21 protein-coding genes and 2 pseudogenes are annotated in these 25,033 nt (G+C 59.4%); 14 read left to right on the top strand and 9 right to left on the bottom strand.

Annotated elements, in window-relative coordinates; all coding sequences use genetic code 11:
• The 7 genes and pseudogenes from V7082_RS15565 to V7082_RS15535 form a co-directional block, all read left to right on the top strand.
• Positions 1-661, top strand: a pseudogene (locus V7082_RS15565) (P-type conjugative transfer protein TrbL); the annotation flags it as partial.
• A 15-nt stretch (positions 662-676) separates the two neighbouring features.
• Entirely contained in the window at positions 677-1,375 is a 699-nt protein-coding gene (gene trbF, locus V7082_RS15560) for a conjugal transfer protein TrbF (RefSeq protein ID WP_271029852.1), read from the top strand.
• The gene (gene trbG, locus V7082_RS15555; protein ID WP_271029851.1) at positions 1,372-2,370 is read left to right on the top strand and encodes a P-type conjugative transfer protein TrbG; all 999 of its coding nucleotides are present in this window, start codon (positions 1,372-1,374) and stop codon (positions 2,368-2,370) included. Before trbF ends, trbG begins: the two co-directional genes overlap by 4 nt.
• Positions 2,367-3,632 carry a TrbI/VirB10 family protein gene (locus V7082_RS15550; RefSeq protein ID WP_334150085.1) on the top strand — a complete coding sequence of 422 codons (1,266 nt, stop codon included), beginning with the start codon at positions 2,367-2,369 and terminating at the stop codon, positions 3,630-3,632. The genes trbG and V7082_RS15550 overlap by 4 nt, the downstream gene beginning before the upstream one ends.
• Positions 3,633-3,685: 53 nt before the next feature.
• Entirely contained in the window at positions 3,686-4,006 is a 321-nt protein-coding gene (locus V7082_RS15545) for a DUF736 domain-containing protein (RefSeq protein WP_271029849.1), read from the top strand.
• Positions 4,007-4,276: 270 nt separating this feature from the next.
• Positions 4,277-4,495, top strand: coding sequence for a hypothetical protein (locus V7082_RS15540; RefSeq protein ID WP_334150084.1), 219 nt, complete (start codon positions 4,277-4,279; stop codon positions 4,493-4,495).
• A gap of 593 nt (positions 4,496-5,088) precedes the next feature.
• The gene (locus V7082_RS15535; protein WP_334150082.1) at positions 5,089-6,312 is read left to right on the top strand and encodes a hypothetical protein; all 1,224 of its coding nucleotides are present in this window, start codon (positions 5,089-5,091) and stop codon (positions 6,310-6,312) included.
• On the opposite strand, the gene V7082_RS15530 is transcribed toward V7082_RS15535, so the two are convergent.
• On the bottom strand, positions 6,236-6,859 hold the full coding sequence (locus tag V7082_RS15530; RefSeq protein WP_334150081.1) for a DUF4238 domain-containing protein: 624 nt from the start codon (positions 6,857-6,859) through the stop codon (positions 6,236-6,238). The two genes, V7082_RS15535 and V7082_RS15530, sit on opposite strands and share 77 nt — an antisense overlap.
• Before the next feature lie 254 nt (positions 6,860-7,113).
• Positions 7,114-7,365 (bottom strand): hypothetical protein, encoded by a 252-nt coding sequence (locus V7082_RS15525; RefSeq protein WP_334150079.1) that lies wholly within the window; start codon positions 7,363-7,365, stop codon positions 7,114-7,116.
• A gap of 488 nt (positions 7,366-7,853) precedes the next feature.
• Here V7082_RS15525 and V7082_RS15520 point away from each other — a divergent pair, with 488 nt between their 5' ends.
• Complete coding sequence (locus tag V7082_RS15520; protein ID WP_334150078.1) at positions 7,854-8,363, top strand: hypothetical protein; 510 nt, start codon at positions 7,854-7,856, stop codon at positions 8,361-8,363.
• A gap of 370 nt (positions 8,364-8,733) precedes the next feature.
• Here the strand turns inward: V7082_RS15520 and V7082_RS15515 are convergent, their stop codons facing one another.
• The 3 genes from V7082_RS15515 to V7082_RS15505 are packed head-to-tail and all read right to left on the bottom strand — an operon-like array spanning position 8,734 to position 12,087.
• Positions 8,734-9,666, bottom strand: coding sequence for a TIR domain-containing protein (locus tag V7082_RS15515; protein WP_334150076.1), 933 nt, complete (start codon positions 9,664-9,666; stop codon positions 8,734-8,736).
• Positions 9,638-10,447, bottom strand: a complete 810-nt coding sequence (locus V7082_RS15510) for an E2 domain-associated cysteine-rich protein (protein ID WP_334150073.1) — start codon at positions 10,445-10,447, stop codon at positions 9,638-9,640. Before V7082_RS15510 ends, V7082_RS15515 begins: the two co-directional genes overlap by 29 nt.
• Before the next feature lie 2 nt (positions 10,448-10,449).
• Positions 10,450-12,087, bottom strand: a complete 1,638-nt coding sequence (locus tag V7082_RS15505; protein ID WP_334150072.1) for an adenylate/guanylate cyclase domain-containing protein — start codon at positions 12,085-12,087, stop codon at positions 10,450-10,452.
• Between the two features lie 179 nt (positions 12,088-12,266).
• Between V7082_RS15505 and V7082_RS15500 the strand changes: the two genes are divergently transcribed.
• Both V7082_RS15500 and V7082_RS15495 read left to right on the top strand, forming a co-directional pair.
• Positions 12,267-12,773: a Pycsar system effector family protein gene (locus V7082_RS15500; protein WP_334150071.1), complete on the top strand. Its 507-nt coding sequence runs from the start codon at positions 12,267-12,269 to the stop codon at positions 12,771-12,773.
• A 62-nt stretch (positions 12,774-12,835) separates the two neighbouring features.
• Positions 12,836-13,477, top strand: coding sequence for an adenylate/guanylate cyclase domain-containing protein (locus V7082_RS15495; protein WP_334150069.1), 642 nt, complete (start codon positions 12,836-12,838; stop codon positions 13,475-13,477).
• 546 nt (positions 13,478-14,023) lie between these two features.
• Here V7082_RS15495 and V7082_RS15490 read toward each other — a convergent pair.
• Positions 14,024-15,805, bottom strand: coding sequence for a helix-turn-helix domain-containing protein (locus V7082_RS15490; RefSeq protein WP_334150067.1), 1,782 nt, complete (start codon positions 15,803-15,805; stop codon positions 14,024-14,026).
• A 758-nt stretch (positions 15,806-16,563) separates the two neighbouring features.
• Positions 16,564-19,200 carry a tetratricopeptide repeat protein gene (locus V7082_RS15485; protein ID WP_334150065.1) on the bottom strand — a complete coding sequence of 879 codons (2,637 nt, stop codon included), beginning with the start codon at positions 19,198-19,200 and terminating at the stop codon, positions 16,564-16,566.
• Between the two features lie 263 nt (positions 19,201-19,463).
• On the opposite strand from V7082_RS15485, the gene V7082_RS15480 reads away from it, so the two are divergent.
• A complete protein-coding gene (locus V7082_RS15480; RefSeq protein ID WP_334150063.1) occupies positions 19,464-20,015 on the top strand; it encodes a hypothetical protein in 552 nt (183 codons plus the stop codon).
• Positions 20,016-20,045: 30 nt separating this feature from the next.
• Positions 20,046-20,573, top strand: a complete 528-nt coding sequence (locus V7082_RS15475) for a hypothetical protein (RefSeq protein WP_334150061.1) — start codon at positions 20,046-20,048, stop codon at positions 20,571-20,573.
• A 158-nt stretch (positions 20,574-20,731) separates the two neighbouring features.
• Here V7082_RS15475 and V7082_RS15470 read toward each other — a convergent pair whose 3' ends face one another.
• A complete protein-coding gene (locus V7082_RS15470; protein WP_334150059.1) occupies positions 20,732-20,881 on the bottom strand; it encodes a hypothetical protein in 150 nt (49 codons plus the stop codon).
• A gap of 236 nt (positions 20,882-21,117) precedes the next feature.
• Between V7082_RS15470 and V7082_RS15465 the strand changes: the two genes are divergently transcribed.
• Positions 21,118-23,145, top strand: coding sequence for an ATP-binding protein (locus tag V7082_RS15465; protein ID WP_334150058.1), 2,028 nt, complete (start codon positions 21,118-21,120; stop codon positions 23,143-23,145).
• A gap of 357 nt (positions 23,146-23,502) precedes the next feature.
• Here V7082_RS15465 and V7082_RS15460 read toward each other — a convergent pair.
• Positions 23,503-24,429 (bottom strand): annotated as a pseudogene (locus tag V7082_RS15460) (HipA domain-containing protein).
• A gap of 350 nt (positions 24,430-24,779) precedes the next feature.
• Here V7082_RS15460 and V7082_RS15455 point away from each other — a divergent pair.
• Positions 24,780-25,033: hypothetical protein (locus tag V7082_RS15455; protein WP_334150056.1), on the top strand; the 254-nt coding region annotated here is incomplete at its 3' end.

The raw sequence follows: 25,033 nt of genomic DNA, 5'->3' as shown, positions 1-25,033 counted from the left end.
GGCAATCGTGGTCGGCATCGGCGCCTCGCTGTTCGGAACCGTGATCCGTCCAACCGGCGAAGTGACGCTGACTCAGGCCGCGTCGTGCATCCTGGCAGCCATCGCCGTGTTCGGACTAGCCATCTATGTGCCCGCCATTGCGGCCGGTCTCATCTCCGGTGCGCCTCAACTCGGTGCTGGCGCAGCGGTCGCCACCACGGCAGCTATCGGCGGCGCTGGTGTAGCCGGCGGATTGGCTGCAACGGGTACTGCGCGGTTGGCTGGCAGCGCGGCCGGTAGCGGGACCAGAGCCGCAGCCTCACTCGCGGGACGCGTTGGCGCGGCCTATGAGGCCGGCGGCATGGCCGGTGTCGCACGGACTACCATGGCCGCACCGGCATCCAGGATGGCCGCTGCATTCGCGGCGCCGGTCACGACAGCCTTCCGGCAGGGCGCCGCGCAAGGAATCCGCGATGCCTCACCACGATCGGGATCCGACAGCTCCGGTCACGCCGGAGACGCAGCCGCGGCCAGTGCCGCGGCCTCCAGCCCACCGGCCTGGGCGCAAAGCCTCGCCCGCCGCCAACGCATAACCCAAGCCGGCCTCATGGCGGCTCATGCCCTTCGCGATGGCGACCGCCCGGCAAGCGGTGGCGGCCCCGATCTCAAAAACAAGAGCTAGAAGGAGACATCCACCATGGTGTTCAAGCGATCGGCCTTGCGCTACGGCGAGACACCGGAGCCGGTCACGCCCTATCAGAAGGCGGCCCAGGCCTGGGACGAGCGGATCGGCAGCGCCCGCGTCCAGGCCCACAACTGGCGCCTGATGGCGCTCGGCAATCTGGGCATGTCGCTGCTGTTGGCAGGCATCCTGTTCTGGATGGGCCGTACGAGCGGCGTCGTCCCCTATGTCGTCGAGGTCGATTCGCGCGGCGGCGCCCGCACCGTTGGCCCAGCGGACGAGAGCTACAAGCCCAGCGACGCGCAGATCGCCTATCACCTGGCGCGCTTCATCGATAACGTTCGCGCACTCTCGATCGATCCCGTGGTCGTGCGCCAGAACTGGCTCAAGGCCTACGACTTCGTCACCGACAAGGCGGCGGTCACGCTCAATGAATACGCCCGCGACAACGACCCCTTTGCCCGTATCGGCCGCCAAACCGTTGCCGTCGAGGTGACGAGCATCGTGCGGGCCTCGGACTCCTCGTTCCAGGTACGCTGGACCGAGCGCACTTTCGAGGGCGGCGCACTCAAGGACACCAAGCGCCTCACCGGCCTCTTCTCCATCGCTCTCACCCCACCGAGAACCGTCGATGCCGTGCGCAAGAACCCGCTCGGCATCTACGTGCACGCCTTCAACTGGTCGCAGGACGTCACCACGGGAGAGTCCAAATGAGTACCCACCGCACCCTCGTCGCCCTCCTCATGACATCGATCGGGCTCGGCGCCTGCGCCACCAACATCAAGGTCCCCGAGATTCCGATCTTCGACAGCCCGGCGATGGCCGCCCATCGCGAGCCGGATCCCAAGCTGCCGGTGCGCTACGTCGAGGTTCCGACACCGCTGCCGCTTCCCGGCCAGCTCAAGCCCGTCGGAAAGGACGCCGGCAAGAAGAAGGATACGCGACCGCCAGCGGATCGCGTGACCGGAGCCAACGAGGCAGCGCGCCTTGAGCCGGTTAAGGACGGCTATATCAATGCCATCCAGGTCTATCCGTATACCAAAGGCGCGCTCTATCAGCTCTACGCCGCCGTCAACCAGGTAACGGACATCGCGCTCGAGGCCGGCGAGAAGCTGGTCTCGGTCTCGGCCGGAGACACTGTGCGGTGGGTCGTCGGCGACACGAGCAGCGGCGACGGCAAGGACGCTCAGGTCCATATCCTGGTGAAGCCGGTTGGCGCCGACCTCGAGACCAACCTCGTCATCACCACGGATCGACGCACCTATCATCTCGAGATGCGTTCCTCCGAGGCAACGTACATGGCCTCGGTGTCGTGGACTTATCCCGCCGCCGAACTCGTCTCCCTGCGCAAGCAGAGCGAGGAAGCCGCCTTCGCCGTGGCCGCAATCGCCGACGGCGGCATCAACATCGACGAGTTGCGCTTCCGCTATCGCATCGAAGGCGATGCGCCGTGGAAACCGCGACAGGTATTCGACGACGGCAACAAGGTCTATATCCAGTTCCCATCCGGCATATCCAAGAGCGAAGCCCCGCCGCTGTTCATCATTGGCCCAGACGGAAAGTCGGCGCTCGTCAACTACCGTGTCCGCGGCACCACCTACATCGTCGACAGGCTGTTCGCCGCCGCAGAGCTGAGGCTTGGCACCGAGCCGCAGCGGGTGGTTCGCATTGTCCGCACGGACGCGATCTGGCGGGAGACTCGCTCATGAGCGAGACCGACCAGATCCAAGAGCCGGAAGAGACGAAGACTGCGCCGGAGACGCTGGAATTGCGCGCACGTCCGCAGCCGGTGACGCGCATCAATCGCAAGGTCCTGATCGGCGGCGCGGCGGTGTTCCTGATGCTCCTCTCCGGGATCGTGCTCGTAGCCCTGAAGCCACCAAGCCTCAAGGTCGCCGAGCGGCAGGAGCTCATCAACGTCGAGAACAAGCCGATCACCGACGGGCTCAGCAAGCTACCGGCCACGTACGAAGGCGTGCGGCCAGCCAACCCCGCGCCCCAGAGCACGCCGCCGGCTGTGCCCAAGCTCATCTTGCCCGACACCGGCCTGCCGCTCGATGATGCTGAGAGCGCGGAAAAGGCACGCATTGCCCGCATGGCGGGGCAGGCTCGGGAATCGCAGGTGTTCTTTCGTCTGCAGCTCAAACAGCCGCCCCAGGACTCGACGCCGAGCGGTGCACAATCCGAACCGACGCCGCGCTCGAGCACGCCCACGGCCGATGGGGGCCTCGCCACGCTCTCCCTGCTACGCGCCACGGAGCGGGCACAAGCGCTCGCAACGGGTGAGCTCGAGTACACCGGAACCGATCCGACCGAGGCGACGCGCAAGCTCGCGTTCCTCAAGTCGGGGCCGGACAAAGAGATCTACAATCCGCACGGTTTGCAGACGCCGGCCTCACCCTTTCAATTGATGGCCGGAACCGTCATCGCCGCAAGCCTCATCACCGGGCTCAACTCCGGTCTGCCCGGCTTCGTCACTGCTCAGGTGACAGAGAACATCTACGATACTGTTTCCGGCCGATTTCTCCTGATCCCCCAAGGGACGAGACTGATCGGCAAGTACGACAACGTCGTCGCCTTCGGCCAGGAACGCGCGCTCGTCGTCTGGCAGCGCATCATCCTCCCCGATGGCAGCTCAGTGGTCATCGACAATCTCCCCGCGACCGATACCGGCGGTTATGCGGGCCTAGCCGACGAAGTGGATCTGCACACCTGGAAGCTCCTCAAAGGCGTGGCGCTGGCCACCGTGCTCGGCGTCGGCAGCGAGCTCGCCTTCGGCTCATCCGACAGCGATCTCATCCGCGCCCTGCAGCTCTCAACGCAGACGACCACGAATCGAGCTGGCCAGCGGCTCATCGAGCGCAATCTCAACGTCCAGCCGACCATCACCGTGCGCCCTGGCTGGCCGCTCCGTGTCATCGTTCACAAGGACATTGTCCTTAGACCCTACCGCGCCAGCGCTGCCAACTAATCAGAGCCATCCGCCATCGAGACAACCGCATATCGCAAAGGAGCCCAGGCCCGATGTCAGTCATAGGAACCTTCTCAGCCGTCAAGGACGGGTACTCTGGGACGATCCGCACGCTCATGATCAATGCCAAAGTGCTGATCATGGCCAACGACCGCAAGGAAGGAGACAGCGGTCCTGACTTCCGCATCACGACCGGCACCAACGAGATCGGCGTCGCCTGGCGGCGCAAGCGCAACGGGACCGAGGAGACCTACCTGCGCATCAAGATCGACGATCCAACGCTGCCCCATCCAATCTGGGGTGCGTTGATCGAAGGCGGCGACGACGGTGTCGCCCGCCTGCTTTGGCGTCGAGACAGAAAGGAGGCCACCTAGCGGAGTTATTTTATGGTGTTGAGCGCGTTCGGTCCGCCAGTGAGGAACTCTTCAAAATTTCCTCCCAATTGGCAAGTTCATCAAAGACTTGGTTCGACATTTCTCCGGAGAGGTCCACCAGTTTTACGGTCTGTTTAGACCATTGATGGTATTGACTTATTTTCAGGCTACTTCATGTCCGCAACGGTGTCTCTAAGCTGGCTGAACATAACGCCTTGAATAATATTGATGATCCTGGTTCGATTCCGATGGAGTCAAAACTGTAAGATCATGGCGCTCGACGTTGAAAAATATCTGTCCCACCTCGATGGGTACGACATGACCCATCAGCAGAAGGTCGACTTCATCAACGCGCTTCAGCAATTCGCGCAAATGTTCGTCGATGCGGCATGGGATTTCGATCCGACCAATCCCACCCACGTCTGCATTCAGAAATGTGCTGAAGAGCTCAAGGACGAGCGCTCTCCTCAGAACTCGGACAGTACCTGAGCGAGATTAAAAGAGACTCTGGTTTGTGAGCTCTGCCGCTGCGCCTCGGAGCCGGAATGGCCAGTGCTTTGAGCTTCTCCCAGCCCTTCGCAGCAGAGGTGGGCTCGTCGTTCCACTGCTCGGCAGGTCGACCGGCCCGTTTAGTCTCGCGCCCTACCTAGGCCGCATCACTCGATTCGCCTTCTGGAATTTCTCGTCGATGCATTAGCTCGACGAGAAGCCGAGAAAACGACCACTGATGGATACTAGCTGTGATCGCGTCGTCCGTCAGAAGTCGCGACCGCTTTGCCACGCAAGCGGATGCTACAATCGCACTGCAGAGGTCAGGGGGGCGTTGCCTCCGAGCACCGCCAATAACATCAGTATCTTGCGTCGAATTCTTAAGAGTTGGGAAATTGGCGTTAGTACGCTTTGGTTTGTTTTCTCCTCGGTCAGTCCCTTGCCGATCGACCTGTAGAACCCCTCCTAGCACGCTCCCATCCGAACGCCGCGATCACCGACCTATACTCACGCTGCATTTTTTCACGGAGGGAACCGTAATGGTGTCGAGGCAAGAGTTATACGAACTGGTTTGGTCGACACCGATGACAAAGGTGGCCCAGCAGTTCGATGTGTCGAACAGTTACATGGCGCGTGTTTGCACCGCCCTGAACGTGCCGCGCCCGGGCAGAGGTTACTGGGCCAAGTTGGCCGTTGGTGAAGCGCCTCGTCGCTTACCATTGCCGGAACCACGACCCGGAGACCAACTTTCGTGGCAACCCGGCGGTGAGTTGAGCCCAGTTGCCAAGTTTCGCAGTCGGCAGGAAGACGAGCCATTGCTTGGCTCTCGCTCCCAGAGTCGCGCGCACTGGCTGGTCAACAGCGCGAGACAGCACTTCGACGCATGTCGCCCGGGGAAGGAAGGTGACTATCTCAAGCCCTACAAAAAGCTCCTCGTCGACGTTACTTCATCCAAAGCATGTCTCGAAAAGGCACTCGGATTCGCCAGCGTGCTTTTCAACGCGCTCGAGACTGCCGGACATCGCGTCGTGCTCGCTCAGAGAATGCACCGGATCGAAATCGACGAAAAAGAAGTCCAGTCCAAGCATCCGACACACCGTTACCCGAGCCTTTGGACACCAAGGGAACCAACCGTCGTCTTCATCGGTGAAGTGCCGATTGGGCTTGCGATCATCGAAATGTCCGAAGAAGTCCTGATGCGCTACGTCAACGGCGAGTACATCCGAGACGCGGAGTACAAGCCTCCACGGACATCTCGCTATAGCGCCGACCGCACATGGACCACAACGAGCGCCCTGCCCAGCGGTCGCCTTCGGCTCATAGCCTATTGCCCCTCATGGCGGGTGTCCTGGTCGACGCAATGGCAGGAGACGGCGAAATCACCACTTCAAAACTCAATTCGCGCCATCGTTAAAGGACTCCAAGATTCGGCCAACGATTTGGCTGAGAAGATGGCCGAAGCAGAAAGAATTGCGGAAGCGAAGCATCAAGAGCAGCTAGCGGCGATTGAGAGGCACAAACGAGAGGAAGATCGTCGCAAAATAGAGCAGTCGGTCAAGGACAGCCGGGACCATATCGAGCAGATCATTCAGCAGTGGGCGAACATCAAAGGCATCGAACAGTTCCTGACCGGCGTAGAGCAGCAGGCTGCCAAGCTTCCTCCCGACGAGCGGCGGGCCGTACTGCAGCGTCTCGAAATGGCGAGTGAATTTCTCGGATCACGCGATCCGATGAAGTATTTCATGGAGTGGAAGACTCCCACCGAACGGTACAAATCTCCGTACGCAAACCGCGCGCACTCGCAGGGAAACGAGTAGAGGGCGCCAGACCTTGCCCGTCCAAAGTATTCCGGATTTTACGCTCCAGCGAACGAATGAGCATACGGCTCAAGACGGCAGGATCGGCCATATGCAGGCGGTCCTCATCTGTGAGAGGGCCATGCTCGCGCTCGTAGTCCTCCATGCGGCCGGGAAGGTCTTTGTAAAACTGCTCCTCGAGCCCGAGTCGCACGAAGACATCGGGTGCCCGTTTTTGTTGGTGGTAAAAGAAGGTGTCCCAGAGCTGCTTTGCATCGGCGGGCAACCCCGGCTCCTGACCGGCGAGGCATGATTCAATGATGTGGTCGAGAAGAGGCGTTACCGCGCCCTCCAGTTCGCTGTACCAGTGCTCGAGATCAGTGTTGCGGGAACCGTCTTTACGGCGGATCGTGTACAGGTCCTTCTCGACGAAGAGATTCAGTGGCGTCGTAGCGAAGACACCACGCTCGGGGCGCCGCTTGTCGAAAGCATGCAGGAGCCCTTCGGCGTCGGTGAAGCGCCGTTGGATGCCTTGTGCGATGTGATGATGCCGTTTTGGTTGTGCCATGCAGGCACGATATCTCAACACGTGAGTCGCGAAGAGGCCCAGCCGTTTGGCGCCATACTTGGACTGTGGCATCAGTAACAGGTTTGTTCGGGCTAGAACTCGGCATCTGTCGCGTCAGAGAAAGTTAAAGTGCCGCGACCGGTTCGCCGAGGAAGCGGTCATGCGGCCGCCGGTCGCGAAGTGCCCGAGCACGCGGCGCGGCAACGTCAGCTCTGCACCTGCGAGCGGACGAATCTTCGGTGTTTCTCAGTCGACTAGAAGCCGAGGTCAGGTGTCGACGTGCCCCCGGAGAGGGAAACCTGTGATCCTATGACAAGAAAGGACTTCCTGCGGTTGCCTACCAAAGCCGTGACGTGAGGGATCGAGAAATGTCCGTTGTCGCGCCTATAGCGGTCACGAATGATGGCCTGCGATCCGGGCCCTGCTTGCGACTGCTTGCAGGCCGAGCCTGATTTCGATTCACCAACCGCTTCAACGATTTCATCAAAGCCCTTCAATGCATCCACTATCGCCCGAGCCCTCTCGTACTCAATGTTGGGAGAGTTCAGTGTCCTCACGCGGTCCACCCGACTATGCGCCACATGACCGCGTTCCTCTCCAAATCGATCCAAATCAGCCAGAAGCACTTCGTCCAGTTCATCGGGAAGCACCCCTGCGATAGCGGCTAACGCAACAAAACTACCCGAACATGCCATCGCTTGGTTAGGGACATTGAGTTCCGGAACTGGTTACTAGAGGCACTCGGTCCCATCAGCTGACATCGACGAACGAACTCAGCACCTGCTGAGCGTCACGGCAGCAACGTCCGCAAAGCGGTGAATAGCTGGCCTTACTCGCGGGCTGCGCTCGCTCCCTCGCCCACGCAGCATCTAGCAGATGGAGGCGCCCTGAGCTAACATTCCACCCGTGCCACTCACTGGGGGCCGGTCAGACCGCTACAAGCTTGCGCTGCTGTCCAATTGCCGGGACGAAGATCGTTGAGCGAGGATCTCGCATGGGGCAACGTTGGAAAAGTATGATTGCTTCGGTGCTGCTGGCGTGTCCGGCAGGTGCGGTAAATGGCGGCGGCTACGTAAGGTACAACGATTGGGAAGTCCGCAACGAGCAAGGCTGCACGGCAGCCACGCAAATAATCGATGCCGAAAACTATTCCGCTTACGTATTTGGGTTCTCGCCCGATGGCCTCGCCGTGACCAGCAGAGTCGGCCCGATCTCTTCCGCTTCGTTGCAAGTCGATGATGGAGCGAAGATTCAACTCAAATGTTTGCAAAACATTTGCCTGGTTCCAGCTCATGAGCGAGAGTTCTTCGTAGGAGAGTTGCGACGTGGAAAGGTCGCCAAGCTCGAGCTTACTTCGTTGGACAAAACAAGACTCTATCCTGTTCCGCTGGGCAAACTGAGTGTGGCGCTGAAAGCGTTTTGCCCGCCAGGACCTGCACATGTCGACCGCAGATATCTCAATCCCGAACCGCAAGTGGCGCCCGACCCGAAGTTCAACCGCTGACCGCTGAAATGTGGCTGCAGGCACGTCGATCGTGTCGACCCTGCCGTTGACAATCACTCATTGCAACGGCGCTGTGCCGAGAAAGCAGTCATCTCAGGACGCCGCGCAAACACATCGAGCACGTCAAAATTCCTCAGCGCAGCTTCCAACAAAGCGGACATTCAATTCTGCTCTGGCCGTGAACCGTAAGCGGGCGTTCAAAAATAACCGCGCTCCCATTCGGGGCATCAGCGCTCGTATACACATCGTACAATCTTCCAACGGACCCGACGAAGTGCGCCTGCTTTCGATGAAGGCCGCTCCCGAGGGAGTTCCAGTCAAGAGCCGCCCACCGCTCCCCGTAGACTATCCGCACTCTAAAATTCGATGCTCAAGAAACCTCAACAAGGGACGCACGCACGCCCTTCTTCTTAATGATGTTGCCTAGCTCGTCGATTGTGGGTCCCAGTATCACCGGCATGTCGTCGCCTGGGCCGACTTTGGAGTAACCTATAGGTGTCAGTCCCTTGAAGTCCGACGGGAGCTTCACGTCCGCCCCACGCGGCACGAGAAGCAGGGAGCGCGCCCTGCCCAGCCGCGACATGAAGAACCCAAGCTCGAAAATGACATTGTCTCTCACAGTCGCCTGAGTTCGATCTCTGGAGCGGATGATATCATCAGGCTCGGCGAGGGCGATCGCGAAGTCGGACTGATTGACTTCCCTCTCCAGGGCCTCAAGCGGGTATGATCCGCTCTCGAATATCTGCTCATCGCTCCAGATGACAATCTGCCGTGTCTCGTGTTTCAGGCCGATGCGAATGCATTTAGCGATATCTAGAGCCTCTGCGGAGCAGATTATGAACAGTCTCGGCTCAACATTTGCCCGGTTCACGTAGCTGTTTCTTTGTTCCAGGCGCCCCGCCAAATCCACGGCCAGCCGTTTCCACAGCTGCGGGTGCCGGTCAGCGACCTCCTCAAGCCGCGCGTGCGTGATACGCCATGCGGCCGTCTCCTTCTCCGCCTCGATGGTGGCCGAGCGAGCTATGGTGGAATTGAGGGCCGACATCTCGCCGACCGTAACGCCGGCGCCCCGGGTGTGCATGCGGACGCCGTTGACGATGACGCGTGCCTCACCCGCGAGCAAAAAATAGATCTCTCTGTCCACGCCGCCCTGCTCGATCATCCGTTGACCGGGTTCGAATTCGAGCAGCTCGCCAACCTGGGCGACGTCGTCGGCGATTGCGCGATCGTTCGCGATCACCTGCTGGCGGAGCAGCGCCGCCACCAGATCCGACTCATCCTTGAATCTTGCTGAAATCCCCATCGTTATCCCCTAAAGCGAGCGGGCACCCGTCCATGGTCGCGCAGCAGATGCGACCTTCAAGAGCTTTCCAGAACTTGGCCTCCTCCCGTTCACGGTCGCGCAGCGAAAAGGCGAGCTCGACAGCATCCTGGCTATGGGTCCCGCAGTCGCGCAGAACGGCCGGAGGCCGTCCCTCGCCTTTCTTGCAGACACAACGGCGGCGCAGATTAACCGGTCGCTTCGCGCCCTCCCATACTGAGAAAATCCAAACGCCGTTGCGATAGACGCGGAGCGCGGGGCCGTTCGAGCTCGAGCCGTGTCGGGCGATCGTGAGCCGGTTTCGCGCTACATCGTCTACAAATGGCTCGCCCAACCGGGCCGCGGCGCGCTCGGCGCGAAGTTGTTCGGCCGCCGCGGCTCCATGGGCCCAGGCCCGGCTATCGGGCCATCGCCGCCGTCGCGCAGCGCGCTCTTGCAGCCGCAGGAACTTTACAAGGCGCGCCCACCAGTTCCATGCATCGCCTTCATTGTTGACCGCCAGCGGATCGACCTTTGCCCATCCCAGGCAGAAGCTGCTGTCGCTGTTGATATGCCTCTCGGGACAGAACGCAGGCAAACGGGCCGGAACCATTTCGCGGGCTCCGACCATGGCCCCGGACGCTTGCATGGCAATGGCGTAAGACGGCGCGGTGCCGTCGGGCAGCGGGACCGGAACATCCGCCTCCATCCTGACGCCGGATCGGCTCCGGATGTTAACGCCGAACTCAGGCGCCTTCGCCGCCAGAAGATCAACCGTGCTCACGTCTAAGCTGCGTGGGGGCGGACGATGACGCGGGCAGCCTCCACGATGGCAGGCGCGGCGGCCACATAGGCTGCATCCTGGGCGGCTTTGGCCGACGCATCGCCATCCTCGGAGAGGGCCTCGACGACCTCGTTGTAATCCAGATCGGGCGCCTTACGCGTCCTGCCGAAGAGATTCTTCACCCCCTCAGTTCCCGCCTCATATGCCAGTGGGCCGATCGCCGTCTCCGTGCCACCGCAGCGCTGTTGCTCCGCCTCGCTTGCGAGAACGCCCCTGCTCACCGAGCAGCGCACGCGATCGCCTTTCAGCCCAAGCCTCGTTACGGTCATCGGGCCGAGCTCGAATCCGATCGCCAGTGCAAGATCTGCGATCTCGATCCCGCGATGCTTCAGCTTTTCGAGCGCCAGCTCGAAGCTGGACCGCAATGCCCCGGCGCAGAGCGTAGCTGTGCTGACGCTCGCCTCCTCGTCGGTCTCGCGCGACGTGCCCTCGCAGACGAGGCCGTGAATGCAGTCACCGATGAAACGCACGCGGCGCCCGTCGAACTCGACCGTCAGCACCCTATCCATCTCAGAGCGGCACACGTGAAAAACTCTGACGGCATCTTCAGGGTTGTTGTTCACGTGAGCGGAGACGTAAGCGGTGAAGTTGTCGATATCCGCATAGAGCGAAACCGCCCCCTGCCGCCGCGAATTTCCCGGCGTCAGCGCGGCGATATCGAGCGTACGAAGCGGCGGCGTATGGCGAGTGAACTCGAACGTGCCGATCGGGTTCGCCTTCAAATCATCGCGCCAGCCCTGCACGATCTCGTCGACAGTGACAGTAAGGGCGGCCGCTGACTTGCACTTGGCGATTTCATCATCCGTCAAAGCGGCGGCAGCCGGCTGGTCTACCTCCTCCAGGCCGATAGCCTTGCGTGCCTTGTTGGTGAGGTAAATCCCCTGCAGCCGCCCGGCAGCCGAGAGTTTCGCGGCCCTGTTGGCGGGTTCGCCCAAGAAAAGCGGCTCCCGCCCTCCCCGCCGGCCGTTGTTGACGGCAAGGGCCAGTCCAGTGTCGATCCCGATCCGCATCTTGGCATTCGGGATCTGCTCGTCGTCGTTTCCAGTCTGCTTGAGCACGTCGATGATCATTTGTCCGATGGCGACGGCCCTTTCTAACCGGCTTCGCTCGGCGCCGTCCTCCGTGTTGTAGGGCTTGGACACAACGGCGTGCAGACGTTGGTTGTGGAAGTCGACCCGCCGCGCATCGCACTCCGAAAGGATCCGGTTGACGGCACGGTAGTGCAGGTTGAGGAAGCGAAGCGTCCGGCGGTGGCAGGTGACGCCTTCATCTTCGGTAACGCAGAGCATGTCGGATAGATTGAGTATGTCCGCGTAGAGGTGAGCAGCGTCCATACGATAGGCTTTGTTGGTCGGAATGTTCTCAAGCGACATGTCGCGCTTGAAATCGACGACAGTCACGGTCTCGACCTCGTCCAGCCGCTTGTCGATCTGCTCGGCGGCGCGGTCACGATTCCAGTTTTTCGCCATGGACCATTCCCCCTTGGCAGCGCGTTCAATCCGGCCGCATCGGCCATTGGAACGTACCAAGAACATGATTCTGGCGCGGAGTCGAATCCCGCATGAGATGACCGCGATCACGCGAGGCGCGCAGGTCCCCTCGTGGTCAACCCAGCGGTGGGCCCTCCTTGATCTTGTAGGCGTTGTTGTCGCTCATTTGGCGGAAAATGAGGGTCGAGCGGCCTCGACGTTTCAGACGGGTATGTGGATGAATAGCGCGCAACCGTCGCGCTAGAGCCTCTGCGCCGTATACTGGCGCGATGAAAGATGAGCCCCTTCGTGAAGCCGCGACCGATCAGCTCGATCGCGTGCTCGCCTTCTTCCCGCGGGTCGACACAAAGATCTCCGCGCTGTTCGCCGTCGACGTGGCGATGCTCGCGCTGCTTGCCGTTAACGCACGGCTTACCGATCTGCAGATCTGGTATCTCGTACTGGCGTACATTCTGAGTGTGGCCGCGCTCGGCACGAGCGTCTGGTTCCTTTACCGGGCGAGCTACCCCGTTCTTGATGGCGGCCACCAGTCACTCGTATACTTTCGCGAAATCGCGCGCCGTACGGAGGCGACGTATCTGAAAGAAATGTGCGCCTGCTCCGACACGGCCTTTACCGATGACCTACTCGGACAGGTATGGCGCAACGCCGAGATTCTCACGCTCAAGTTCGATGCGGTGAAGTGGTCATTCATCTCCACCGCGCTCGCGCTGCCCACGTGGTTCGTCGCGCTCGCCGCAGCGAGTGCGCATCACGCTGAACTCATCGTGCGCTAGCCATGGGACTTTCGGAAGATCTCACGGCAGAGGTGGCGACAATATTCCGCGCGCCGTGGAGCGTGCGCGATGGGACGGTCATTCCCGCGCCCGCTGACTTGCGGCTTGGCAACGATGCCGTGAAGCTGGCCGGCACCGTGCTCTATGCCGACATGGCGGACTCGACCGGCTTGGTCGATACGTATCAGGCGGCGTTCGCCGCGGAAGTTTACAAGGCGTTCCTCACGTGCTGCGCGCGGATCATCAAAGCACGCGGTGGGACTATTACCGCCTATGACGGTGACCGCGTCATGGCCGTTTTCATCGGCAGCATGAAGAACACCAACGCTGCAAAATGCGCTCTGCAGATCAACTACGCGATGAACGAGATCATCCGACCGAAATTGAAAGCCCAGTATCCAAATACGACCTACGTGCCAGCGCACTCCGTCGGCGTCGATACGAGTGAACTGTTCATTGCGCGGATCGGCGTGCGCAACGACAACGACCTGGTGTGGGTCGGACGCGCAGCCAATTATGCCGCAAAGCTCTGCATTCTGAGGGATGGCGCCTATACCTCGTGGATTACCGCTACCGTATATGGCGTTCTGGAAAATGACGCAAAAACAGGCGCTAACGGACAACCCATGTGGGAAGCGCGGACGTGGACGGCACGCAACAATATGAGCATCTACCGCTCAAGTTGGCAGTGGAAGCCCGACTGAGTGTGAGGGCGCCCTGCGGGAAGAGGAACACGGCGGCGATGTTGGCGATGGCGCGATGGGTGTGACCGGTCGTCGATGACCATGTTCCCCCGCCACCGCCAGGGCTTCCGAAGATCCTCCTCGGCCATTCGTTGCTGCGAGACTGCCGTCTGCATATTCACTTCGCAGAGGACCGGGCATGGTCTCGATCGATCCTCCTGCTGTTGGCTCGACGTGCGCCGAATCGAAGATCGTTCTGAGGACCGCTTTACCCTTCACAGCGGACTTCTTCGACGACGGCCTAGGGGGGATCGACGGGGGCAAGTTCGATGACCGCTAGTGGGACAATTCAGCCAAAGGCGCGATGGCGGTTCCGTCCCAGAAGCGGAAGTCGACCATGTCGAGCGGCCGACTTGCTGTCGCGGTCTTTAGTATGTCTGCTGATGAGTGTAATGCGGACCAGCCAAAAAACGTCACCCTAAGACTCTCGCATTGATCTGATGAGAGACGGGTCTCAGGTTCCTACTTAGCAAGCCTGAAAGCATTGGATTGCGCGGGCCAACTGAGCTACGGCGTTTTGGTTTGAGCAGCGCTAAGACCAGCCGTTGCTCGGGCTATCGCACGCTTGCAAGCGTCTACTTCGCTTACGCTATTGTCTTCTTCAAAAATCGGAAGTGCGATATTGAGATGCTCAAGTGCGTTCTCATAGTAGGATAGGGCCGTACTAACCTCGTCCAACTCAGCATGCCACATGAAGCCTCTACCGAGGCGCAAATTTATGCTTGCCCATCTTGAAGGTGCGCGCTCCGCGTCCCATACTTTTGATGCTGCATAGAACGCGTCCATAGATCGCGACAAATATGCTTCCGCTAGCCCTCTCGGCGTAGACTTTGCGAGTTCGAAGAGTACCTCTCCGAGTTGGTACTGAGCGAATGCAAACTGCTCATGAAAAGCGAGGAAAGGGTGAACTTCGCATGCGGATGCGAATTCGCAAACCGCACGAACGCGAAGAAAGATTCGATCCTCAGGTGTGTTAGACTCAACCCGCGCGAAGTCGGCCAGCAGACTTCCGACATTTATCTTCGCCACGTGCCAGATCTCTATATTGGACACCTCTTCACTAGCCTTCACAGCCGTTGAAAAAGTCGCCAATGCCTCTTTGAGGATTTCCTCCTTACTGATCGAAGCGTCGGTCGACAAAAGCGCAAGGAGCGCTGCTCCGAGGCTGTTGCATGTATGATCAAGCAGCTCGAACGATCTGGGCGAGTGTTCAAGAACGCCTTTTGTCTCCCGAAGAATGCTAACTGCTTCCCTGATCTTACTGGCGTCGTTGGTGGCCTCTCCTTGCTGAACAAGGCAGTTGGACAGGCTAAGGTTTGCCTGCACGGCCGTGTTGGAAGTTTTGTCGGTTTGACCCGACAAGGCATCTCGTGCGCTTAGAATCGCTTGCTCTAGAGCTTCCTGCGCGGCTTTGCCTCGCGATCGTTCAGCAACGTTCCTTAAGACCAAGCTCTTGCGGTACGATAACGCATTCTTCTTGTGCCCATCCGACTGGACCGTGGGAACAGTGGCCAGCACATCGAGAAGGCCCAGCACGAGGGAGAAGTTGGGCTCCAGTGATCGCCTTGTCACCTCGTATGCTCGATGACTAAGGTCATTCAGGACCTCTTCCATTGCGCCAAGGTCAAATGGTCGGAAGAACTCCGCCGCCTCAACGTACAACTCCATGGCCCTTTGAGGGTTTCCTCGAAGCAGATACGTGTCGGCACGTGCAATTCGCAGCTGAGCATGCTTTCGAACCTCTTGAAGCGTCTCAGATTTTTGGAACCGCTCTTCCGCCTCGAAAAGCAGTTGCTCAACACTATCAAACTCGCCTTTCGATAGCGCTTCAGCTGCGGCCGTCCTCAAAGCCGCTACGTTCTTGTCTGCAAGATCAATCGCCTGCAGTCGAGCGCGCAATTCAGACCACTCTTTCGCCTTGCCGCGCAAGAATTCGTCGAGTTCCGCAAGCGTGGCACTCGGTTGCGCGTGCTCGAATTGCTTCGCAACCGCATCGATAAGATTTCTCGCTTCCCTATAAGCACGATCAAGATCTTCATCAGGTTTGAAGGCCACGCTCGCAGCGCATTCCTCCAGTTCCGCGTCGGTGATCTTGAGAGTGACGATGATGGGATCAATGGTCTTGAGATGCGGATTTGCGACCGTTCCATTCTCCAGCTCGCTGATGCGCCGCGTTTTTCCCGCGTCGCCATAAGCATCTTCAGCCAGCTGGACTTGTGTTAACCCTGCCGCTTTCCGTTTTCTGCGGATCAGCATTCCCAAAGCTTGGCCAAAGCTTGCTCCGGTCATATCCGCATATACTCCGCATATTTTCCGCTCACGAAGCGCATTTTGTGCATCTCGGCGACCGCTACTTTTCTGAGGCGCAACTGACCGCCGTCCGGACGGCAATCACCACCCAAAGGAGATTGCCCAAATGTCTAATGAGAAATGGCTTGCTGTCTTATGGACAGTCATCCACGTCGCTTCCCTGTTCAATCAGGAAGTCCACCTTGTCGCGACCACCCACGCGATCTTTGGTAGTTTGCGTGTGCTGTGCAGATAGATAAAGGGGCGGGGTGTGAACTAGCGCCCCGCCTAAACTTATTGCAGGGATATCTATTCGTTCGTCAGTATTCCACAGTCTACCCACAGGCAAAATAGCTTGCCTATGATGACCCAGCCTGAGGCTTCTACACTCGGCTGACCATTTCAAAAACTTGAGGACTCTATGTCTTACAAGCAGCATGATCTATCAGCGCTAAAGATCAATCGCGCCAACGATCGACATGGAGAGCTCGAGAACGAGACAGCAGCTATCGCGTGGTTGCTCAACAAGCGCGAGCAGCACATGAAGAACCTGGCGCGGGACATCGTCGAAACAAGAGAAGTGTACGCTCCGCCGCTCGTTGCGCCTGACGGAGACGGCTACCTTGTATTCGACGGAAACAGGCGCGTCACAGTGCTCGAAGATCCACGTAAGGCCCCGAACGCTGAATTGAGCACCTTCTTTGCTGAGCTGAAGGCCAAGTGGGAACGGGGTTGGCTTCGGCGTCGCGTGTGGGCTTTCAGACCGATTGACACTCAGAGCGGTAGGCCCAGTGTACGCCGTTGGCGGTCTCGACGCACCGGAAATGTGGAGAGCGCGAGTCCGGAGGGCGGACGCCGGTTTTGAGAAGGCGGGCAATATCGTTGAAGACGGCGGGGTTACGTACAAAAACGTTGTGATTGAGATCTCGCTTGATCCCAAGCCCGGTCACGTCGATGCATTCGACGCCGGTTAGGTAGACAGGACGGCTGCCCACTCTCTCTTCGTCGCCGCGAATCCAGCGCGAGAGTGACATCGCTTTGTCCTCGCGGCTGTAATAGGAGGTCACGGCAAAGCCCAAGGCTGTAATAGCCGGGAGCGTCCTGGCAAGGGTTATTGGCCTGATATCCGCGTGAGCGAGGATGAGCTCGCCGCCGGGCAGTGGCTTCGTTTCGTGCTGTTCGCGCCAAAGTTCATCGAGCGCATTGACGGTGATCTCGCTGCCGGTGCTGTGCGCGAAGATGTGAAGTTTCATCTCGGGAAGTTGGCGGCCAATCCTTTGCAGGGTTTCGACAAGGAACGGGACCGCCTTGCGGGCGCGTTGCCGGTCACTCCTGTAACGCCAGGCCTTTGAGAGGCTGGCCCAGGAAAAAACGAAGACAGGACCGTCGAAGTCCAAGTCGAAGGAGATCATCGCCGCGCGCTGAAGCGCCTCTTCGAACGAGGTGTTGAAGCCATGGACGAAGATAAACCCCTGACTTGGAAATCTTGTGGACCGGTCAAGGGATTTGCGAGCGAGTCCGGCCATGGCGTCATCGGCTTGACGCAAACCGGATTGGAGCACTCTCAAATGCGAGGCTTGTGTTTGAAGTCCGGCCGCGTTCTCGAGGAAGCCCAAGCCTTCGGCGATGCGGGAGGAGCGGTTGCCGACTGTTTCCGCCGGCGCCCGCAGGGTCACTGAGCCAAGGGCCAGGTCCTTTCTGTCGCGGCGCTGGGAAGACAAAAACGCGCCAGCCTGATCGCCGGCGCGCCGGTCTGTTGCGAAGATGAGAGGGATATCGATGGTTTCCCAGCTGGGAATGGCTTCCGCGCGGGATTGATACTGCGCCGCAACTTCCGTGCGACCGAGGCGGGTCAGCACGTTGCCGAGAGACGTCAGCGCCAGCGCCACCTCATTGTGACTCTCCCCGTGAGCGCGCTCGAAAATGATCAGGCTTTGCCGGAGGAATTCTTCAGCCTCATGCCAACGGCCATTGTCAGCATAGTGGATTCCGACATTGTGAAAGGCCATGGCGACATCGCGATGGGTATCACCGAGTGATTGTCTCCGGATCCTGAGCGTACGAAGATAGGTTTCGGAGGCCTCTTTGAAGCGGTCCTGGTGGGAAAGGACGGATGCGAGAAGGCTCAGGCTTGTGGCTACCTCCAAATGATCGGGGCCGAGATCTGCCTCCTTGATGCGGATGACGCGGCGCAGGATGCCTTCGGTTTCATCAGACATATCGCCGAGACTGATGCGGAGGCGCGCAAGGGTGTGCAGCGTGCGCGCGACATAGAGGTGGTCGGGTCCGAATTCCCGCTCACGAATAGTGAGTGCCTGACGCAGAAGCCGAGCCGCTTCGTCGGTACGGTTCTGCAAAGTCAGGAGGTCAGCGATATTTCCAAGAAGCGATGTCTCTGAGGCCGTGTCGCGACTGCGACTTTGGCGCGTAATCTCGAGGGCCTTGCGGCAGAGCTGCTCGGCATCGGCATACCGGCCGGGGCCGTGATAAGCCATGGCAATGCCACTCAAGCCTTGGATCGTGCGTGCCGTGCTTTTGTCCGACATGGCGCGCTGGTACGCCCTTTCCGCGTTCCCATATTCGCCGATCCGATAGTAAGCGCGGCCCAGCTCCATCAACATATCGGCCTGGCGAGGATCGGCATCCGTCAATCGTAGCTCACAAAGCTTGACGTACCACTCTCGCAAGCCGGGTTCGTCCGCGTGCCGGTGAGCGTCGGCGTAAAAAGCGGCGAGCATGCCCACCGTATCCCGGATCCGGGAGTCGTCAGGCTGGACCACAGCCAGCAGGGATTGGAGGGACTGGCGGAAATGGCGTTCGGCTTCATCATTTCGGTTCAAAGCCAGCAGGGTGACTGCGAGATTGTTGTGGGCTGAGCCTACGTGCTCGCATTCCGGGCCGAATGCGCCGATGAGCGAAGTAAGGGCGGCGTCGTGGAATGGCAGCGCCGCTGCCGGAAGGTGCCGCCCCATCAACTGGTGCGCCAGGTCTGCCGCGATCCATCCGACCAGATCCGGATGCGCATCGCGCACTGGCGCCAGAGCACGCAACGCTTCCCGCAAGAGTTCTTCTGCTTCTCGGCCGCGTCCTTGGCGCACCAACATGCCGGCAAGGGCATGATGGGTACGGGCAAGATCGGCGGCACGAGACGTCCCTGCCATGACAGCCAAGGAACGTCGGAAAGCGCGTTCCGCTTCTGCGGCTTTGTTGAGGCGCTCATAGAGCAACGCCAGATTATGCAAAGGAGAGCCGAGGCTGGCATCGGAGGGGCCGCGGTGCTGTTCGATCAGCCGGACAACCTGTTCGAGGTTCGCTAGGGATTCAGCAAACCGGCCCTGGCTGTAGAGCTTGGCGCTCAACAGATCCAGGTCTCTGATCTGGTCTTCAGGCCCCAATCGCAGCCTCCCGGTCTGATGACAATGTCACGCCGGATGTTGAAAATGGCAATGGAGCGCCTTTGCGGCGTAGTTTCGAAACGATTTCAGTCAGTACGCCGGGCGCATAGAGCGACGATAATCGGATGGGGGATGTGTGAGGTGAAGGTCGGGCGTGGTAGACGGATGGTTTTCCACCGCAAAGCGCCGGCCGAGGTGCCGCGCACTTGATGGAATGAGGCTAGCATCAAGAAAGCGAGTCCAGACATTCGGGGGAGCCAGCAATGCCACTCCACATACAGCAATCGGATTGGATCGTTCATGACGGGACGCTGAAAAAGCAGTTCGGCTACACCGGCCTGATGGGAGACGGGGCCGAGCACATCCTGCAGATCCATATCGACACCTCGCCGAACATGGTGCTGGGCGGCTACCACACGCATATCAGTCTTCACCTCTATCCGAACTATTTAGAGGGCGATCCCGGCTACGTTCCGGCGCAACTGGCGGCCGACGATGCTCCGGCAGAAGCGAAAGTGGTTACGGTGCGCTGCGGACCTTCCGGCAACGGGGCGCTAATGATCATGCCGATGGAGAGGGAGGGATCGGAGTCGTTTCTGGCAACGCTGAACAAGTGCAAGATGATGCGGTTGACGCTGTTCGACGATAACGGCCCCTTTATGAGGCTCCCGATCCCGAATGACGAACAATACCGGCGCGCGGCGCGGGAGTATTTTGCACAAGCTGAAGGCGTGCCGAGTAAAGAGGCGATGCTCGGCATGCTGAGGCCGCAGAGAAGTTTCCTTTCACGCCTCGCATCAAAATTTGCGCCTTGACGCTAGAGGGGTGAAAGCGAGGCCAGAGCCATGCTCAAAAAGCACTGCCCTATGATGCTCGCGCTCCTGGTCCAGGCGGCGCCGGCGGCCGCAGAGGTCAAGCTGTTCGAGCTTGATTGCAGCTCGATCGGCAAAACATGGCGAAATGACAACTCTCCGGTCCTGTCTTTCAAGGTGGGAGAGGCAGATCTGAAATTTGTGGTCTACGGCGATGATGAGGGGCCGCAAGGGCGCGTCGAGATTTTCCCGGTAGGCGCGCGGCGCGGGGAGCCTCCCATGAGTTATCGCATCGAAAGTATGTCGGGGACGAAATTCCACATAAGCTTTATCACGCATACGCTTGCTCATGGCTATATCATCTGGAACTTCATTCCTGACCACGGCTTGCTAACGCGGACTTACACACTGTTCGAGCTGAAGGACGATCCAGAGCCGGGCAAGATTCCAGGACGCGAGGTGGTGGTCGCGGAATCGCATTACTGCCTGACGTGGTCCCAAATGCGCGTCATTGCCGATGAAGCCATCCGATGGCTCAGCAAGGAATGGGAGCCGCGGTAACTCCGCAAGCCGCGGCTGAGCGCTATAGTCGGTCGGCTCCCACGGAATGGCTGAGCGGGTTGAGCAATGTAGTGCGAAAGTCCAGATTTACTGATGTAATGATATTAGCGTCGTCATCTGATTTTGGTTTGGCTTCGCGAAACGGCGCTGGTGTTTGATCAAACTTCTTCATTGAGGCAAGCGCCTTCCGGCCAGTCCGGGTTAACCGCGGTTATAACTCTTCGGAATAGGCGATAGGCAGGCTCGAACCGGTCGTCGGCTGTGAAGGCCAGGATGTCGAGCGCGGCTGCAGGATTGACGGTGTTCATGTGAATACGATCGCGCCATCTCCTCAGCTCTTGGAGCTCCGCGGTAAGCTATCAAAGACCCTGATTGTTTCGACCATCTAGAAGCCTGATCCATCAAGCTACGCCCAACGTCGTCATTATTCAGCGCTCCTACCCTATGCCCTGCCAAGAGACATATCAGAGTATCGATACTCAACAATTGTTGCCGCATATTTGAAAATGACTCTTCTAGCGACGCGATTTCGAGGGACGACACCATGAAGTTCGATATCGAAGGCAGAATGAGGAATCTCCGACTGCCCGACGGCCGCACCGCCTTGTTATACTCCATCTTCGAGGCCGTCATGAACGGCATCCAAGCCATTGAAGAGCGCTTCCCAGGCAATTCCGCCACGCAGGGCAGCATCACTATCGAGGTCGAGAAGGCCAATAAGGCCGTCCGCCAGATTGTCGTCAGAGATAACGGCATCGGCCTTAACGAGCGCCACCTCGAATCTTTCAACGTGTGCGACACAATGACGAAAGCCGACATCGGCGGTCGCGGCGTCGGACGGTTAGTATGGCTCAAAGCTTTCCGCAAAGTCGATGTCGACAGCACCTACCACGAGGGGGATAAGGGCTACCGGCTCGCGTTCACATTCAAGCCGGAGCTTGAAGACTCTCGTGCAGGCCTGAAGCTGAAACCACCCGTGCAAGCCAATCGGCACCCCACTGGCACGGCCATCACGCTCTCCCAGCTCACCGAGCTCAACGCGCAGATAGCGCCCGTCTACCTCGCACGCAGCCTGTGCCACCATTTTTTCCCGATATTCATTGCGGGCAACATGCCGCAACTTTCCATCCGTATCGGCGCCCGAGACATCGACATCATTGAGTACCTGCAAAGCCGCATGGAGGTCACGGAGACCGAGGACGTTAACATCAATGAAACCATCGGCGACATCAATATCACTCACGTCTATGTCGATCCGAAAATTGCCAAGCAGCTATCGAACAGCATCCTGCTTACCGCTCAAGGACGCGTCGTCGAGAGCATCGAGGTAGAAAAGAAGTTTGCGCTCCGAGAGCTGGACAACGACAAAGCCTATGCCTGCGTGGTTCGTTCTAAATTTCTAGACGACGCCGTCGACCAAGAGCGCACGAGCTTCAAGGTTCGCGAAGAAGACCTTGAGGCGATCAAGGACACCGCTCTTGCGGCTGCAGAGCGCTTCCTTCATATCCACATCGCCCGCATCAGGACCACGCAAAAGCGCTTGGTTATCGACCTACTCGAAGAGCATCCGCAGCTCGCCATCTCCGTCGACAATGTTACCGAGTACGTCAACGACCTGTCGCCCAGCATGTCCGACGAGGATATCGCGAAGACCCTGTTCACGCTGCTTTACCGCCATGAGAAGAAAGTGCGTGCCCAAATCCGCCAGATGGAGGATGAAGGGGAAGATGATGATGAAGAGCCGCGCACCGTCGACGGTGTGGTCGCTCAATTGATGAAGAAAGTCACGGAAGACGCGAAGCTGAGGCTAGCCGAATACACCATCAAGCGTCATCAGATCATTCAAATCGCGCGCTCCATGCTTAAGTACATCGACAAGGAGGAAGAGCGCTACGAACTCGAACAGGCGGTGCACGACTTCATCTGCCCGATGGGCAAGATGCTCTCTTCGAAGAACTACGCCGATCACAATCTGTGGCTCATCGACGACCTGCTCTCCTACTACCAGTTCTTCGCATCGGATAAAACGCTAAGTGCCATCGGCATTGACGGAGAGCGCAAAGAACCTGACTTGCTGTTCTTCAATCCCTTCGGTTTCCGCCGCGAAGGTACGAACGACCCAGTGGTAGTCATCGAATTCAAGCGACCCGGCGACGAGAAGCTTACCAGCAATCCCATCGACCAAGTCCTCGGGTATATCGAGAAGCTGCAAAGCAAGACCGTGCGCGATGCGGAGGGCGAGGTCGTCAGCGAAATAACCGACAAAACGCCCTTCGAGTGTATCGTCGTCTGCGATTTGACCGAGGGCGCAAAGGCGCTCCTCCGCCGAGGCGTCGCGCAAAACCCGACGCCGGACGGCTTAGGATTCTACGGGTATTCCCCGGCCCACAACGCATCGATCCGTGTCATCAGCTACCGAAAGTTGTTCCGGGATGCCGAGCTGCGCAACAAGGCGTTCTTCGACCACCTCGGGCTGCTGCCGCAGGAGGTGAGCGAAGCCATCTTGCGTTCGATGGTCAAAACCTTGGAAAAAGGCGAAAAGGAGATGGCCGCTGCTGCTGCCGATGCCTAAGCACTTATTCGGCTCCGCCTCTAACGTGAGGGTTTGTTTCGTCGGGACCTCTGGTCGTTGACGAGCATTCCAGTCCATACAATCGGCAACGAGGGTGTGTCCGTTGTTGAGTCAGGAGCCGCCTGGATGATGTCGATCCGAGGATCCCTACTGATCGGATGCGAAAACGTCCGCTTTCTCGGCTTGTGAGACGTCCCCTAAGCGGCTACGCCAGGATAGGCATTTCGTACCACATCTTGCGAAAGCATGAAGCTGAAGCCATGCGGCACGCAGGGCGCTAGGGATTTACGGTTAGAGACCCTCACAGTCCCGATAGGATGACGTGATACGTCGCTTGTTCTTTTGTGAGATGGGTTGTCACGCCTTCTGCGTCTGGACTTTGGCCTTCGTTTTGGAGGCTGCCCTTGTGGGTTTGGTCGGTTTCGGTCTGGCTGGTGACGCCGGTGGCGGGACGCTCTTCTCGTTCAAACCCGAGATCAGGGCGCGCGCCCGGCGCGCGATGGCGTCGGCAAAATGCTTCACCATCACGTGGGGACCGGCGGGCATGGCGTTCACCGCGTCGGTCGCAGCCGTGAGCTCCTTGATGGCGGCGGTCGCCAGCGCTTCGACGCGGCGTACGGTCTGCGTCGGATTGAGACCGCACTCCTCGGCAAAGCGTTCCCAGTGCCGGCGCTTGAGGTGCTCGCCGCGGTTCTTGCCGGCGATCTTCTGCGCCAGATTCCGGGTAATGCCCTCCCATGCCGCCGCACACATGACGTCGTAGAGCGGCGCCAGCGAGAACCCTCGCCCGGAGATCATCAGGGAATAGTTCTTGGCGTGGGCGTCGGTGTTGCAGGCGACGATGTTGAAGATCACCTGGTCCAGAAGGGCGAGCACATCGGGGGCTCCCATCGCATTGCGTGTGAGCGCGAACATCTCGGCCAACGTCGGTCCCTTGATGCCGGTCTGGTTGCTCTAGTACTTGGCCGATGGTGGCCGTCCGAGCGCTTGGCAGAAGTCCTCCTGATGCAGGCGCCGCCAGCGGTCGCCCTGCTGGATGCGATCGTAGCGGTTGATCAGGAGATAGGTGCGCCGGCCTGCCGTGCCGGTCGTCACGTCCGGCATGTTGAGACCGCAACGTCGCGCCAGGGTCAGGCACAACGCCTCGTTCTGAACTCCGCCGAACAGGCGCTCCGAGTCCGGCTTCAGGATGTGGGTGGACGGCGCGCCATCTATGGGAATGCAGATGCGGTTCTTCGTGTCGATGGCAACGCCGAGCTTGTTCTGCACGCCGGCCAGCGACATCGATACCCCTTCCTCGCCGGCCAGGAACGGCTTCTTCGGCAACTCGTCGATGATGCGCTCGAGCTCGGCCGTCTTCCTGACCGGCTTCCAGTCGCCGGGAATTGTTCCCGTACGGGTACTTTACTCTCGCCGATGGCCTCTTTCAGAAGCAATGTTCCCGGTCGGGCACATTGCTTTGGGCGGGGAAGCTAGCTGTTCGAAAGCTTCTGTTCAGCACGATGCCTCCCAAGCGGAATCGCGCCGGGAATCGTCGTCTTCATCCGGTCGCCCCACACATGCGGAACTTTATGGGTCGAGGCGGGTCGAAGTTGCGCTTCTGACGGTCAGGGCCGGTTGCGGCCACGAGGTAGATGAGGCCGTGCGCCTCGTCGCTGAGCTCGTCGAGCAGGTCTTCGGCAAGAATCCGCGTCGAAGGCTACGCGCTGCTTGTACTTTCCGCCGGAGATGCGTGCATTCCCGAAAATATCGGGCAGCCTGTACCGATTGACCTCGTTGATAGTGACGAACATCCTCGAGACGTGGCCGATTATTTTGTTCGCCGTGTCGATCTCGATCTCCTCGCCGACGATGCGCTCGAGCAGGTGTTGACGAAACGCGCGCACAT

Source organism: Hyphomicrobium sp. (assembly GCF_036833075.1).
In the GTDB taxonomy this organism is placed as follows: domain Bacteria; phylum Pseudomonadota; class Alphaproteobacteria; order Rhizobiales; family Hyphomicrobiaceae; genus Hyphomicrobium_C.
This window is presented reverse-complemented; position numbering and strand designations above follow the sequence as displayed.

Coding starts and splice junctions, on each gene's coding strand:
- trbF (WP_271029852.1), top strand. CDS start 677: ATGGTGTTCAAGCGATCGGCCTTGCGCTACGGCGAGACACCGGAGCCG.
- trbG (WP_271029851.1), top strand. CDS start 1,372: ATGAGTACCCACCGCACCCTCGTCGCCCTCCTCATGACATCGATCGGG.
- V7082_RS15550 (WP_334150085.1), top strand. CDS start 2,367: ATGAGCGAGACCGACCAGATCCAAGAGCCGGAAGAGACGAAGACTGCG.
- V7082_RS15545 (WP_271029849.1), top strand. CDS start 3,686: ATGTCAGTCATAGGAACCTTCTCAGCCGTCAAGGACGGGTACTCTGGG.
- V7082_RS15540 (WP_334150084.1), top strand. CDS start 4,277: ATGGCGCTCGACGTTGAAAAATATCTGTCCCACCTCGATGGGTACGAC.
- V7082_RS15530 (WP_334150081.1), bottom strand. CDS start 6,859: ATGGCACAACCAAAACGGCATCATCACATCGCACAAGGCATCCAACGG.
- V7082_RS15520 (WP_334150078.1), top strand. CDS start 7,854: ATGGGGCAACGTTGGAAAAGTATGATTGCTTCGGTGCTGCTGGCGTGT.
- V7082_RS15515 (WP_334150076.1), bottom strand. CDS start 9,666: ATGGGGATTTCAGCAAGATTCAAGGATGAGTCGGATCTGGTGGCGGCG.
- V7082_RS15500 (WP_334150071.1), top strand. CDS start 12,267: ATGAAAGATGAGCCCCTTCGTGAAGCCGCGACCGATCAGCTCGATCGC.
- V7082_RS15490 (WP_334150067.1), bottom strand. CDS start 15,805: ATGACCGGAGCAAGCTTTGGCCAAGCTTTGGGAATGCTGATCCGCAGA.
- V7082_RS15480 (WP_334150063.1), top strand. CDS start 19,464: ATGCCACTCCACATACAGCAATCGGATTGGATCGTTCATGACGGGACG.
- V7082_RS15475 (WP_334150061.1), top strand. CDS start 20,046: ATGCTCAAAAAGCACTGCCCTATGATGCTCGCGCTCCTGGTCCAGGCG.
- V7082_RS15470 (WP_334150059.1), bottom strand. CDS start 20,881: ATGAACACCGTCAATCCTGCAGCCGCGCTCGACATCCTGGCCTTCACA.
- V7082_RS15465 (WP_334150058.1), top strand. CDS start 21,118: ATGAAGTTCGATATCGAAGGCAGAATGAGGAATCTCCGACTGCCCGAC.